Source organism: Aeromonas sp. ANP5, assembly GCF_963870295.1.
Lineage (GTDB): Bacteria > Pseudomonadota > Gammaproteobacteria > Enterobacterales > Aeromonadaceae > Aeromonas > Aeromonas veronii.
Genome location: NZ_CAWMRY010000003.1, coordinates 93614 through 106780, shown reverse-complemented (window position 1 = coordinate 106780; position 13167 = coordinate 93614). Strand labels below are relative to the sequence as shown.

The following is a 13167-nucleotide window of genomic DNA, read 5'->3' as shown; positions in this document are numbered from 1 at the left end:
TGGTCTATCTCCCCAGATGCGACAAACGTTTTAACCACTGCTGCAACCGTGAAGCAAGGTGGTGCAGCGCTGTGGTTGACGGGGGATCGTGTGGCTTGCTGACAGGCGGGCAGTGCCATTCATCTTTCACTCAGCTGCGACTTGCTAGTGTGGCTTTTGCCCTGTTGATAAGCGTCACATCGAAAACGGCTACTTTTAACAAGAAAAGCAACATATGGAAGTTGAAATTTTGGCCGACTCAGGAAAGAATGCGCGCTCGGTTATTGGCGTCGTGGGGCAGGTTAACCCGCCACCGGCAGACCGAGGATGAGACGGCCCCCGGCCCATTTGGTATAGGAAACCACACAGGAATTTTATGAATCCCCTTCGCACTGCCGCTTCGGCCCTTTTATGCACATTTGCGCTGGTCAGCCAGCAGGCTGCCGCCGTCGAGTACCGTCTGCCTGCGGCCAACAGCCGCCTGATCGGTGAAAATCAGGAATACGTGGTGCCTGCGGACAACCGTCCGCTGGAGCAGATCGCTGCTGACTTCCAGCTGGGTCTGACCAACATCATGGAAGCCAACCCGGGCGTTGATCCCTATCTGCCGAAAGCGGGTAGCAGCCTGATCATCCCCCACCAGCTGATCCTGCCCAACGCGCCCCGCGAAGGGATCGTCATCAACGTTGCCGAGATGCGTCTCTACTACTACCCGAAAGGGAAGAATGTGGTGGAAGTACTGCCCATCGGCATCGGTCAGCTGGGGGTAAACACCCCGGAGAACTGGATCACCAAGGTAGAGCGCAAACGCGCCAACCCGACCTGGACTCCGACCGAGAACATCCGTCGCCGCTATGCCGCCCAGGGCAAGACTCTGCCGGCAGTATGGCCAGCCGGTCCGGATAACCCCATGGGTCTGCACGCCCTCTACATCGGCAACCTCTATGCCATCCACGGCACCAATGCCACCTTCGGTATCGGTCTGCGGGTGAGCAGCGGCTGCGTGCGTCTGCGCGCTGACGACATCAAGTATCTGTTCGACAACGTGCCGGTCGGCACCCGCGTCCAGTTCGTCAACCAGCCGGTCAAGACCACGGTTGAGCCGGATGGCGGTCGCTACATGGAAGTACACGAGCCGCTGTCGCGCACCGAGGAGGAGTTCAACTCCACCGCCTCCGTGCCGCTCCCGATGACACCGGCTATCACCCGCTTCATCGCTCACGCCGAGTCTGACTCCAACGTGGTCAAGCAGGTGCTGGAACAGCGTACCGGTATGCCGACCCGCCTCAATCCCTGATTGAGCAAGTTGGCGGTGCCGCGCGCACTGGCTGAATAAAGAAAACGGCGACCATCTGGTCGCCGTTTTTTTATGGGGCATTCGCCGTTTGCTTACTGCACGCAGACCGGGCAGAAGGCGTAGGTGCCTTGCGGATCGTTGAAGCGGGTGAGCGGGTCGAGACTGCGGTTCACTTCCACCAATGCCTTGCCAAATCCTGCCGGCAGCCAGCTCTGCAACTGAGGGGCCAGCACTTGGGCGCTGCTGTCAAACAGCTGGCGCAGGAACTTGTCCTTGGTGGACTCCTCCTGCTCGATGGGGGTCACCTGCCACTCTTTGAGGTTGGCCAGTTCGGCGGCGGCCTTGATGGCGTCATCCAGATTGCCGAACTCGTCCACCAGCCCCAAGGCCTTGGCATCTTCGCCGGTCCAGACCCGGCCTTCGGCCGCTTTTTCGGCCTCTTCCGGGCTCAGACCACGGCCCTTGCTGACCAGACCGATGAAGCGCTGGTAGGTATCCTCTACGCTCAGCTGGATTGCCTGACCGACGTGATCCGGCAGGGCGCGGGTCGGGCCGACGCCAACGTAATCTGTGGTGCCGACCCCGTCGGTATGCACCCCGAACTGGGCCAACGCCTTGTCGATGGTGGCGAACATGCCGAATACCCCGATGGAGCCGGTGAGGGTGGTGGGGGAGGCGAAGATCTTGTCCGCATCGGCGGAGATCCAGTAGCCACCGGAGGCGGCATAGCTGCCCATGGAGACCACTACCGGTTTGCCTGCCTGTTTCAGGGCCAGCAGCTCGGCGCGGATCTGCTCGGCGGCGAAGGCGCTGCCGCCCGGGCTGTCGACCCGCAGGACCACGGCTTTGACCTTGTCATCGCGGCGGGCATCGGCCAGCAGGTCGGAGAGGCTGTCGCCGCCGATGGTACCGGCAGGCTGGACGCCATCCATGATGGCGCCGCTGGCGACCACCAGACCCACCTCATCCTTGCCGCTCTGGGGATATTGTTCCGGAATGGCAGCCAGATACTCTTTCAGGCCGACCCCTTTCCAGCCGTGGTCGTCTGCTTCACCCACCTCTTTAATGACCGCCTGGGTCATCTCGTCGCGGGTGGCCAGCTGATCCACCAGCCCGTTATCGAGGGCGTAGTTGGCGGCATTGCCACCGGCCTTGCGCAGCAGCTCGAGGAAGCGATCCTTGCCCGGCGCGACCGCATCGGGTTCGATCTCCCGCTGCTCGGCGACATCGGCCACATAGGATTGCCACAGCTGATCCAGCCAGCGCTGGTTCGCCTCTTTGCTCTCGGGGGACATCTCGTCGCGGGTATAGGGTTCGACGAAGGATTTGTAGGTACCGACCTTGAACACGTGCGGGGTGATATTGAGCTTCTCCAGCGCCGACTTGAAGTAGGTCTGGTAGACCCCAAGCCCCTCGATCACCACGGCGCCGCTCTGGTTGAGCAGCACGTGATCGGCGTGGGCCGCCAGCAGGTATTGCCCCTGAGTGTAGAAGTCGGCCATGGCGATCACCGGTTTGCCGCTCTCCCGGAAGGAGTCGATGGCGCTCGCCACCTCCTGCAGTTTGGTGAAGTTGGCTCCCTGCAGCCCTTGTGGCTTGATCACCAGCGCCTTGATGCGCTCGTCATCCTTGGCACTCTTGATGGCCCACAGCAGGTCGGAGAGGACGATCTCGCTCGGCTGCTCGTCGCTGCTGTCCATCTGGCGCAGCAGTTGTACGGTGGGATCTGTCTGGGAGCGTTGCTCCACCAGCACGCCGTTGAGATTGAGGGTCAGCGCCCCTTCGATGGGCGCCTTGGGAGCCTCTTTCTGGCTGACGCTGAAGACGATGACCAGCACTACGATGAGAAACAGCAGATTGACCAGCATCAGCCGGGTGAAATTGAGCAGGCGCCACAGGCTGCGGAACAACCAACCCAGACCTTTGAAAATAGACATAGTCGCGTTATCGCCCTGTTAATGGGTAGAGAAGAGCCATTATTAACCAGTTGCGGGCGAAATTGCCATTTCCTACTGGCGGATCCCGCCTATCTTCGTTCAGGGCACGGCTGTTCGCTGAAAAATTGTCCAAACATTTGTTTGAAAAAGAATTTTCGATTCTTTACTCTAGCCTCAGTTTGATAACAAAAAATTAACTGGAGGCATCGTGAGCCGCTATCCGACCCTGCTGACCCCGCTCGACCTTGGTTTTACCCAGCTGCGCAACCGTGTGTTGATGGGCTCTATGCATACCGGCCTCGAAGAGGAGAAGGGCGGTTTTGACAAGCTGGCCGCCTTTTATGCCGAGCGCGCCCGTGGTGGTGTTGGCCTTATCGTCACCGGCGGCATCGCCCCCAACCTGCGCGGGCGGCTAGTACCTCACGGCTCTCAGCTGAGCTTTCCCTGGCAGGTGAGCAAGCACAAGAAGGTGACCAGCGCCGTGCATCAGGAGGGGGGCAAGATAGCGCTGCAGATCCTCCATGCCGGTCGTTACGCCTATCATCCCTTCAGTCTGGCCCCGAGCGCCCTCAAGGCCCCCATCTCCCCGTTCAAACCGCGCGCCATGAGCGAGCGGCAGATCCGCGGCACCATTCGCGACTTCGCGGCTACAGCTGCGCTGGCCAAGGCGGCCGGTTATGACGGCGTCGAGGTGATGGGCTCGGAAGGCTATCTCATCAACCAGTTCATCTGCGAGCGCACCAACAAACGCACGGACGGCTGGGGTGGTAGCAGCGAAAAGCGGATGCGCTTCCCGGTGGAGATTGTCCGCGCCATCCGCGAGCGGGTCGGCACCGACTTCATCATTATCTTCCGCCTCTCCATGCTGGATCTGGTGGAGCAGGGCTCGACCCTGGAAGAGGTGATTGCCCTGGGCAAAGCGCTGGAAGCGGTGGGGGTGACCCTCATCAACACCGGTATCGGTTGGCACGAAGCGCGTATTCCCACCATCGCCACCAGCGTGCCACGCGGTGCCTTCAGCTGGGTGACCGCCGAGCTGAAAAAGCATCTCAAGGTGCCGCTTATCACTACCAACCGGATTAACACCCCGGAGGTGGCAGAGCGGATTCTGGCGGGGGGCGAGGCGGATATGGTCTCCATGGCGCGCCCTTTCCTGGCGGATCCCGAATTTGTCATCAAGGCGGCCGAGAACCGGGCGGACGAGATCAACACCTGCATCGCCTGCAACCAGGCCTGCCTTGACCATGTGTTCAAGCAGAAGCGCGCCTCCTGTCTGGTCAATCCTCGAGCCTGTTTCGAGACCGAATTGACGTTTGGCCGCGTGCCCCAGCCCAAGAAGCTGGCGGTGGTGGGGGCGGGCCCGGCTGGCCTGGCGTTTGCCTGTTACGCTGCCGAGCGCGGTCATCAGGTGAGCCTGTTCGATCAAGCCAGCGAAATCGGCGGCCAGTTCAACTTCGCCAAGCAGATCCCGGGCAAGGAGGAGTTTCACGAAACCCTGCGCTATTTCGCCAAACGGCTGGAGAAGTGCGGCGTCGAGCTTTACCTTGGTCAGCGCCAGAGTGCCGAGAGCCTGCTCAGCGGCGGTTTTGACGAGGTGATCCTCGCCACCGGTATCCGTCCGCGCACCCCCAATATCCCGGGGATCGAGCATCCCAAGGTATTGAACTACCTCGATGTATTGCGGGATCACAAGCCGGTCGGCCAGAAGGTGGCGGTGATCGGTGCCGGCGGCATCGGTTTCGATGTGGCTGAATTCCTTGTGGAGAAAAGGGTAGAGAAGAAGGTGGAGATGGATGCTGATGGGCACCGTGATCACTGGCTCAAGGAGTGGGGCATCGACAAACAGCTTGGCGAGCGCGGTGGCCTCACGGCTCCTGAAATCGACGCCCCCGAGCGCCAGGTCTGGCTGCTCCAGCGCAAGGAGAGCAAGGTGGGTGACGGCCTTGGCAAGACCACCGGCTGGATCCACCGTACCGTGCTCAAGAACCGCAAGGTGCAGATGCTCTCCGGGGTGCAATATCTGGGGATCGATGACGAGGGCTTGCACATTCAGGTGGGCGAGAGCAAGCAGTGTCTGCCGGTGGATCAGGTGATAGTCTGCGCCGGGCAGGAGCCCCTTAAAGAACTGCAGGCCGGGTTGCAGGCTGCAGGCAAGCCGGTGCATATCATCGGCGGAGCCGACGTGGCTGCCGAGCTGGATGCCAAGCGCGCCATCCGGCAAGGGGCCGAGCTGGCTGCGATCATCTAGCCAACAGTGCCCTCGTGCCCTTTATAGTGCGATAAACCCCTGAGCCTCAGGGGTTTTCTTCATTCGGTGCTGTGCTAAGGTAGCGCCATCATTGCCCCAGAGAAGGAATTGCCCATGGATGCCCTCACCCTGTTGCTCAATCGCCACTCCTGTGGCCGTCTCGCCGATCCCGCCCCGAGCGGTGAGGTGCTCGACAATATCCTCAAGGCGGGCCTGCGTGCGCCGGATCACGGCACCCTGACCCCCTGGCAGTTCATTCTGTTCGAAGGGGAGGGGCGCGAGCGGCTGGGCAAACTGCTGGCCGAGGCGGCCCGTGCCCGTGGCGAAGATGAAGAGAGCATCAAGAAGTGCAGCGAAGCGCCGCTGCGGGCGCCCTTGGTCGTCGCCGTGGCAACCCGTTATCAGGATCACCCCAAGGTGCCGAAACTGGAGCAGGAACTCTCAGCCGGGTGTGCCCTGATGGCGATGCAGATGGCGGCGCAGGCGCAGGGCTTCAACGGCATCTGGCGCTCGGGCTGGTTTATCTTCGACGAGCAGATCAACAAGGGATTGGGACTGGCGGCAGAGGATCAGCTGGTGGGTTTCCTCTATCTAGGTACTCCCATGCTGGAAGCACGCAAACTGCGTGAGCTGCCGCTCGATGAGTTTGTCCGCCGTTTCTGACTTTTCGGCCACGTTGCGGTTGAGAGAAGCAAAGCCTCGAGAAATCGGGGCTTTTCTGTTTAACCGTGAATAGTAACCAGAGAAATTGGAGAAAATAAATGGCTCAAAGAGGCTTCGCGCGCCATAGCAGGTAATTATTTAAATAGTGCGATGTAACTCGCAATCCTGTTGTATTTCACTATGTAAAACGTTTGCGCATTCGCTAATATCTCCCTGCCAGTTTAGAAGGGCACTCCTTCTAATTTTTCTGCGATGAGAGTCGCAATTCCGTAGCACCTTTTTAAACAGCCCAACGTCTTCGTGACATTGGGCTTTATTTTTTTATGGGGTGTCGGGGCTGTTGTGAGCTGATGGCGATATCGGCATACAACCCGGTTGCTGCCTTATGCCCTGTTTTTGGCTGGCAGGATCCGGGCCGGATTGCCGACTACCCGAGCTCCGGCCGGTACATCTTTGGTGACTACGGCACCCGCGCCGACGATCGCCTCCCGCCCTATGGTTACACCGGGCAGCAAGATGGCGCCGCCCCCAATCCAGACTTTGTCTTCAATGGTGACCGGCAGCGCCGTCTCTGTTCCCTGAATCCGTTCGTCGGCCTCCAGTGCGTGGGTTGCGGTATAGATCTGCACGTTTGGCCCAATCATCACGTTGGCTCCGATGCGGATGGGGGCATTGTCCAGCAGGGTCGCTCCCATATTGATGTAGGAGTCCTTGCCCAGGTGGATGTGGCGGCCATAGGTGCAGTAGAGGGGCGGGCAGATAAAGGCATTCTCTGCCAGTTCGCCAATCAGCTCCGCCAGTAGTGCCCGCTGTTCTGCTTCCTCTTCCGCCTGATTGAAACGGCGATAGCGCCGTGCCGCCTCCCGGCGCAACTGGGCCAGCTCGGGTGCCATGCAGTTGTACTGTTGGCTGCTAATCATCTTCTGGTATTCGATCATGAAGGTTGCTTTCCTTTATCTGCCAGGGATTTGGATATTGGCGCCAATACGGCAGAAGTAACGTGATCATCCACCCGATATGGGCAGAACCAGGTTGGCAGGTCTGCCTTCGGCAAAGGCCAGCACATTCTCGAACGCCACGCGAAAGTAGAGTTCGTAGCTGTTTTGCTCCACATAGCCGAGATGAGGCGTCGCCAATACGTTGGGCAGACGCAGCAGGGGCTCGCTTTCCTGTGTCGCCGGCTCGATGTCAAATACATCGAGCGCGGCCCGTTTCCCAGGATGGTTACTGAGCTCTGCATAGAGGGCGCCCGGCTCGATAAGTTCGGCACGGCTGGTATTGACCAGCAGAGAGTCAACTTTCATGCGGGCCAGATCTGCGCGGGTAACAGCGCCGCGGGTTGCTTCGCTCAGGCGCAGATGCAGCGTGAGGATATCGGCTTGACTGAAGAGAGCCTCCTTGCTGGAGGCGCAGGCATAGCCATCCAGCTCGGCCTGCCTGCGCGAAGCCTCACTGCCCCATATCAGTACCGACATGCCAAATGCCTTGCCATAGCGGGCGATCCGCTGGCCTATCTTGCCGTAGCCCCAGATGCCGAGCGTCAGCCCATGCAGCGTGTGTCCCAAACCGAGGTCACCAGATTGCTGCCATTGGCCTTGGCTTAACGCCTGGCTGTAAGCAGGTATATGGCGGGAGGCTGCCATGATGAGCGCCCAGCAGAGCTCGGCGGGAGCAATAGGGCTGCCGATCCCTTCTGCCACGGCAACGCCGTACTGCTGGCATAGTGCCGGGTCGATATGCTGGCTGACTTTGCCGGTCTGGCTGATGAGTTTAAGGGTGGGAAGCTGTATCAGCAGCTGTTCGTCGATGCGGGTACGCTCGCGGATCAGCACCAGTGCTTCCATTCCTTCCAGCAGGGCGGCAAGGCGTGTTGTATCGGGTTCGCTCTGGTTGAGGATGGTGACGTCATGACCCGCCAGCAGGGCAAAGCAGGGGAGGTGGCGCACCTGATCCTGATAGTCATCCAGAATGGCAATCCGCATAAGAAATCCTTCTCGGTTGCGTTGGCTCGGACCGCTATCTTACCGGAATAAAAGGTGTCTGTTGTTTTCAAACGAGCACAATCAGAAGGGAGGGCGATCAAGCCCATGTCCACGGACCGGGAAGAGCCTGACAGGCCAAAACAATCAGGGCCCCCGAATGGGAGCCCTGATGGCATGAGGTTGGCGTCTATGTTGCCCGCGCTTAGCCGTGCTTGCGGCCGGAGAGGCGGCACCACTCCTCCTTGACGGCGGTCGGGTCCATCTCGAACCACTGGCCGTAGATGGTTTCCAGCTCCGGAGCCTGGCTCTCCAACACGCCGGAGAGGGCCATCAGGCTGCCCGGCTTGCCGTGGCCGGCGATAAGTGGAGCCAGTTCGCGCAGCGGGCCGGCCAGGATGTTGGCGACCACTACGTCCGCTTCGACATCTTGCGGCTGGTCGGCTGGCAGATAGAGCTCAATCTGGTCGGCAACGCCGTTGCGCGCGGCGTTGTCACGGCTGGCCTGAATGGCTTGCGGGTCGATGTCGATGCCGATAACGCGGGCGGCACCCAGTTTCAGGGCGGCGATGCCGAGAATGCCGGAGCCACAGCCAAAATCGACCACGGTTTTACCGGTCAGATCCAGGCCGTCCAGCCACTGCAGGCAAAGCGCGGTGGTGGGGTGGGTACCGGTACCGAAGGCTAGACCCGGATCCAGCATGACGTTGACCGCATCGGGGTTCGGCACATCGCGCCAGCTCGGGCAGATCCAGAGGCGCTCGCCAAACTGCATGGGGTGGAAGTGATCCATCCACTCGCGCACCCAATCCTTGTCCTCCAGTTGCTCGACCTTGTAGCCGACATTTTCGCCGAAGATCTGCTGGAAGAAGGCGATAGTGGGGGCCGGATCGGTTTCGGCATCGAACAGCCCCATCACTTCGGTCTCACCCCAGAGCGGGGTTTCACCGGGCATGGGTTCATAGACGGGCACATCCTTGGCATCCATAAAGGTCACCGCCTGGGCTCCACGCCCCAGCAGCATGTTGCTCACCTTGTCTGCGGTCTTGGCAGTGGCGTTGATTCGAATTTGTATCCAGGGCATGGCGTCGACTCTTCATAAATGTGAAACCGCGAGATTCTACCATCATGGGGCAGTGCTGTCGTGGTTTGCCCATGACGTGGAGGGATACGGGGGCTTTTGCCGGATTGGCACGGTTCCTGTATTGCTCTATGCAGGCGAAGACGACCGGTTTTCGCTGAACGCTTTGCTCAAGTTCCGTCATCTTTCACTGCCACCCTCGGGTGGCATTTTTTTATCTGCACTTCTTTGCTTGGTAAACAGTCTGCCAGACAAAAAAAGAGCAAGGTCGAAACCTTGCTCAAGGATGGGCTGACGCCGTTTTGGCGCATTCATGCTGCTGTTGGCACGCCAGATGCAAAGACTAATATGTCCTGCATAAGGATATGTGTGTGATTGTTACCCCAATGTTCAGGTATTCAGGCCATTTCTCGCGAAATGGCCTCTTTTTTGGCTGATTGTCGGACGTTGGTCTGCCACAGGCAGTCATGAGTGCCGCTGATTGTGCCCGTTTGGGGCATCTCCTTGGTGAACTTATCCCATCATGGTGCGTTGGAGGGCTTAGTTGGCAAAGCCGCTCATGTCGATCACCAGCTTGCCTACCATGCGGCCTGCTTCCACCTCGGCATGGGCCTGAGCCAGCGTGACCGGGGTCAGTGAGGGGATGGTTCTGGTCAGGGTGGTCTGCAATACCCCTTCATCGACCAGTGCCGCCACCCGGCCGAGCAGGCGGTGCTGCTCGATCATGTCCGGCGTCTGGAACAGGGAGCGGGTGAACATGAACTCCTGGCTGAAGGTGACGCTCTTGCTCTTGAGCAGGGAGAGATCCCACGGCTCGCTCGATTCGGCGATGGTGCAGATATGGCCGAACGGGCGGATCAGCCCGGCCATGGTGGCCCAGTGCTCGGCGGTGGCATTGGTGCAGAAGATGGCATCGACCTGAGTGATGCCAAGGGCGGTCAGCTCCTCCTGCAACTTATGGTGGTTCACGACCTGATGGGCGCCCATTTCGAGGCACCATTCGCGGCTCTCGGGGCGGGAGGCGGTAGCAATCACCTCCATGTCGGTGAGCTGGCGGGCCAGCTGGATGGCGATGGAACCCACGCCACCGGCGCCGCCGATGATCAGCAGTTTGCCACGGCTCTCGCGGGTGAGGGCAAAGCGCTCGAACAGGGTCTCCCAGGCGGTGATAGCGGTGAGCGGCAGGGCGGCGGCCTCCACATCGCTCAAGCTGGTGGGGGCGATGGCGGCGATGCGCTCATCCACCAGTTGCAGGGCGCTGTTGCTGCCCGGGCGGCTGATGTCGCCGGCATACCAGACCCGGTCGCCCGTCTTGAACAGGGTGACTTCGCTGCCGGTGGCGACCACTTCCCCCACCGCATCCCAGCCGAGTACCCGGGGCGAGCTTTCAATTTTGGCCTTGGGGGAGCGCACCTTGGTATCCACCGGATTGACGGAGGTGGCGGTGACCCGCACCAGCAGATCCCGCGGGCCCGGAACCGGATCGGGCAGGTTGGCGGCGATAAAGCAGTCGGGGTGGTCGCTTGGCAGATAGTGAGTCAGGGCAATGGCTTTCATGGTTTTTCCTTTCAAATCGCTGTGTTCGGGATTGCCACTCACTCTAGTCTGGTTGATTATCAAGATTAAGATGGGTAATTGGTAAAGACTGTTTGAATATATGAACAATGTCGATCTGGAGTTGATGGGACTGTTTGCCACCGTGGTGGAGCAGGGAAGCTTTACCCGGGCCGCCGAGCTGCTTGGGATGCCCAAGTCATCGGTGAGCCAGAAGATCTCGCGGCTCGAATCCCAGCTCGGGGTGCGGCTGTTGCAGCGCACCACTCGCAGGTTGAGCCTGACTCCGCAGGGGGAACTCTATGTGGAGCACTGTCAGGGACTGCTGGTACTGGCCCGCAGCGCCAATCTGGCGATGGCGCGGCTGCGCTCGGCCCCGGCAGGGCGGGTGCGGATCACCGCCCCCGAGGCGACCGGCACCCTGCTGCTTGGCCGGATCCTCGCCGAGTTTCGTGCCCTCTATCCCGAAGTGGTGCTGGAACTGACCCTGAGTGACGAACAGCTCGATCTGGTGGGGGAAGGTTATGATTTGGCGCTGCGGGCGGCGCCGCTGAAAGACTCCAGCCTTATCTGTCGGCGCATCGGTCAGGTGGCACGCCATCTGGTGGCAGCGCCCGCCTATCTGGCGGCCCACGGCATGCCACAACAGTTGAGCGAGCTGGGCCGTTATGCCTGTCTGGTGCACTCGGCCATGCCGGTGTGGCCATTGCAAGAGGGAGGTTGGCGGCCGCAGGGGGCCTGTGTCAGCAACAGCTTGCTGGCGCTGCGGGAGATGGCACTCCATGACGGGGGGATTGCCCTGTTGCCCCACCATGTCTGTGAAGGGGATTTGGCGGCGGGGCGGCTGCAGAAGGTGTTGCCGGATCAGCCCATTCCGGCCAACCCGTTTTACCTTATCTATCCGAGTCGGGAGCATCTGGCCCCCGCCCTGCGCACCCTGATGGATTTCGTGGCCGAGCGGTTGCCGTTTGCCTGAGTTACCAGCTGCTCTGGCTGGCCGACTCCTGATTGGGTTTGAGGCCGAGGGGGACCGACTGGCGCTCCGCCAGCATGCGGATCTGCCCTTCAATCAGGCTGGCGCTGGGGCCCAGCACCAGCACCAGCTGGTGGTCGTTGAGCTGGATCCAGGAGAGGCAGCCCAGGCCCAGCAGGCGGGATTCATCCACCAGTGAAATATCGCGTACCCGCAGGCTGAGGCGGGTGATACAGACACTCATCGCCACCAGATTGTCCATCCCGCCCAGCACCTTGAGGTACTGGATCGCCAGCATCTGCGGGTCTGAGGGGGCAACGCTGGCAAGGCGCGGATGCTCCACCGCGATGGGCTTGCTCGGCATGCTGAGGGGCGCGCGCTCCAGCAGTTGATAGAACAGCAGGGTGTAGGCAACGAAGAACAGGATACCGACCGGAATGAGCCAGAAGCTGTGCTCCCCTGCCTGATAGCTCAGCACCAGATCCAGCAGGCCGGCGGAGAAGTAGCTGCCCACCTTGATCCCCAGCCCGCTACAGACAGCGAGCGATAGCCCGGTCAGCAGGGCGTGGGCGAGAAACAGCCAGGGGGCGGTAAAGGCGAACAGAAATTCGATAGGCTCTGTGATACCCACCAGTGCCGAGGTGAGCGCCAGGGTGAGCAGCAGCCCGCCCTGCGGCAGCCGCTGCATCCGCTGGCGGTGCAGCCAGATGGCAAAACAGGCGCCCGGCAGGCCGAACATGATGATGGGGTAAAGACCGGCCACATACCCTTCATGAAGGGGTTGGGCGGTGGCCAGCGCCTGCAGGTTGCTCTCGCCAAGGCCGATGACGCTGCCCAATACCTGATGGAGCCCGAGCGGGATCAGCAGCCGGTTGAGGGTGCCGTAGCAGAAGGCGCCAAACGGCGTGGTAAGCAGCTCGGAGGTGAGCAGGGTCAGCCCGCGCTCCAGCGGCGGCCACAGCAGCGAAAGGGGGATGGCGATCAGCAGACAAGCCAAGGCCGACACCAGCAGGCTGGGAAACTCCCCCCTGGCGATCTGCAGCCAGCGGGGCAGGGTTTGTTGGTGAACCCAGGGGTAGATGATGGCAGTGGTGAGCCCCGCCAGCAGGCCGCAGATCATGTCGGCGTGCAGGTTGGGGGCCAGCGTATTGAAGGCGGTGCTGAGCAGCAGGAAGTTGACCGCACCCGCCAGCGTCTGTCCGCCCAGCTCTTGCCGACTCAGGCCAAAGGCGATCGCCACCGCATAGATAAGCGGCATCTGGCTGAAGATCGCCTGACCGGTGAGGGAGAGCACCGCCAAATCGAGCACGTCGGGTTGCCCAAGCCGGTAGATCAACGCCGCCATCGGCAGGATGGAGACGGGCAGCAGCAGGGCATAACCGAGCCGCTGCAGGGCTTGAGTAACGACTTGTCGAGTGGCTTTAACGGGCATACAGCGGCTACGTTCTGTGACTTG

At 60.8% G+C, this 13167-nt stretch carries 10 protein-coding genes; 4 read left to right on the top strand and 6 right to left on the bottom strand.

Features of this window, described 5'->3' with window-relative positions:
* Positions 1-355: 355 nt before the first annotated feature.
* Complete coding sequence (locus tag AACT07_RS02925) at positions 356-1276, top strand: L,D-transpeptidase family protein (RefSeq protein WP_069526536.1); 921 nt, start codon at positions 356-358, stop codon at positions 1274-1276.
* Between the two features lie 92 nt (positions 1277-1368).
* Here AACT07_RS02925 and sppA read toward each other — a convergent pair whose 3' ends face one another.
* Positions 1369-3213 (bottom strand): signal peptide peptidase SppA, encoded by a 1845-nt coding sequence (gene sppA, locus AACT07_RS02920; protein ID WP_069526535.1) that lies wholly within the window; start codon positions 3211-3213, stop codon positions 1369-1371.
* Between the two features lie 208 nt (positions 3214-3421).
* On the opposite strand from sppA, the gene AACT07_RS02915 reads away from it, so the two are divergent.
* Entirely contained in the window at positions 3422-5461 is a 2040-nt protein-coding gene (locus tag AACT07_RS02915) for an NADPH-dependent 2,4-dienoyl-CoA reductase (RefSeq protein ID WP_069526534.1), read from the top strand.
* A gap of 114 nt (positions 5462-5575) precedes the next feature.
* Positions 5576-6124: an NAD(P)H nitroreductase gene (locus AACT07_RS02910; RefSeq protein ID WP_005338924.1), complete on the top strand. Its 549-nt coding sequence runs from the start codon at positions 5576-5578 to the stop codon at positions 6122-6124.
* Between the two features lie 383 nt (positions 6125-6507).
* On the opposite strand, the gene AACT07_RS02905 is transcribed toward AACT07_RS02910, so the two are convergent.
* From AACT07_RS02905 to AACT07_RS02890, 4 genes are all read right to left on the bottom strand, one after another.
* The gene (locus AACT07_RS02905) at positions 6508-7062 is read right to left on the bottom strand and encodes a sugar O-acetyltransferase (RefSeq protein ID WP_069526533.1); all 555 of its coding nucleotides are present in this window, start codon (positions 7060-7062) and stop codon (positions 6508-6510) included.
* Between the two features lie 66 nt (positions 7063-7128).
* On the bottom strand, positions 7129-8106 hold the full coding sequence (locus tag AACT07_RS02900; RefSeq protein ID WP_069526532.1) for a D-2-hydroxyacid dehydrogenase family protein: 978 nt from the start codon (positions 8104-8106) through the stop codon (positions 7129-7131).
* Between the two features lie 202 nt (positions 8107-8308).
* Positions 8309-9187 (bottom strand): 50S ribosomal protein L11 methyltransferase, encoded by an 879-nt coding sequence (gene prmA / locus AACT07_RS02895; protein WP_005358410.1) that lies wholly within the window; start codon positions 9185-9187, stop codon positions 8309-8311.
* Positions 9188-9724: 537 nt separating this feature from the next.
* Positions 9725-10741: a zinc-binding alcohol dehydrogenase family protein gene (locus AACT07_RS02890; protein WP_069526531.1), complete on the bottom strand. Its 1017-nt coding sequence runs from the start codon at positions 10739-10741 to the stop codon at positions 9725-9727.
* A 100-nt stretch (positions 10742-10841) separates the two neighbouring features.
* Here AACT07_RS02890 and AACT07_RS02885 point away from each other — a divergent pair, with 100 nt between their 5' ends.
* Positions 10842-11714 carry a LysR family transcriptional regulator gene (locus AACT07_RS02885; RefSeq protein ID WP_069526530.1) on the top strand — a complete coding sequence of 291 codons (873 nt, stop codon included), beginning with the start codon at positions 10842-10844 and terminating at the stop codon, positions 11712-11714.
* 1 nt (position 11715) lies between these two features.
* Here AACT07_RS02885 and AACT07_RS02880 read toward each other — a convergent pair whose 3' ends face one another.
* Complete coding sequence (locus AACT07_RS02880) at positions 11716-13143, bottom strand: PTS transporter subunit EIIC (protein ID WP_042080616.1); 1428 nt, start codon at positions 13141-13143, stop codon at positions 11716-11718.
* Between the last annotated feature and the right edge of the window lie 24 nt (positions 13144-13167).

Coding starts and splice junctions, on each gene's coding strand:
- AACT07_RS02925 (WP_069526536.1), top strand. CDS start 356: ATGAATCCCCTTCGCACTGCCGCTTCGGCCCTTTTATGCACATTTGCG.
- sppA (WP_069526535.1), bottom strand. CDS start 3,213: ATGTCTATTTTCAAAGGTCTGGGTTGGTTGTTCCGCAGCCTGTGGCGC.
- AACT07_RS02910 (WP_005338924.1), top strand. CDS start 5,576: ATGGATGCCCTCACCCTGTTGCTCAATCGCCACTCCTGTGGCCGTCTC.
- AACT07_RS02905 (WP_069526533.1), bottom strand. CDS start 7,062: ATGATCGAATACCAGAAGATGATTAGCAGCCAACAGTACAACTGCATG.
- AACT07_RS02900 (WP_069526532.1), bottom strand. CDS start 8,106: ATGCGGATTGCCATTCTGGATGACTATCAGGATCAGGTGCGCCACCTC.
- prmA (WP_005358410.1), bottom strand. CDS start 9,187: ATGCCCTGGATACAAATTCGAATCAACGCCACTGCCAAGACCGCAGAC.
- AACT07_RS02890 (WP_069526531.1), bottom strand. CDS start 10,741: ATGAAAGCCATTGCCCTGACTCACTATCTGCCAAGCGACCACCCCGAC.
- AACT07_RS02885 (WP_069526530.1), top strand. CDS start 10,842: ATGAACAATGTCGATCTGGAGTTGATGGGACTGTTTGCCACCGTGGTG.
- AACT07_RS02880 (WP_042080616.1), bottom strand. CDS start 13,143: ATGCCCGTTAAAGCCACTCGACAAGTCGTTACTCAAGCCCTGCAGCGG.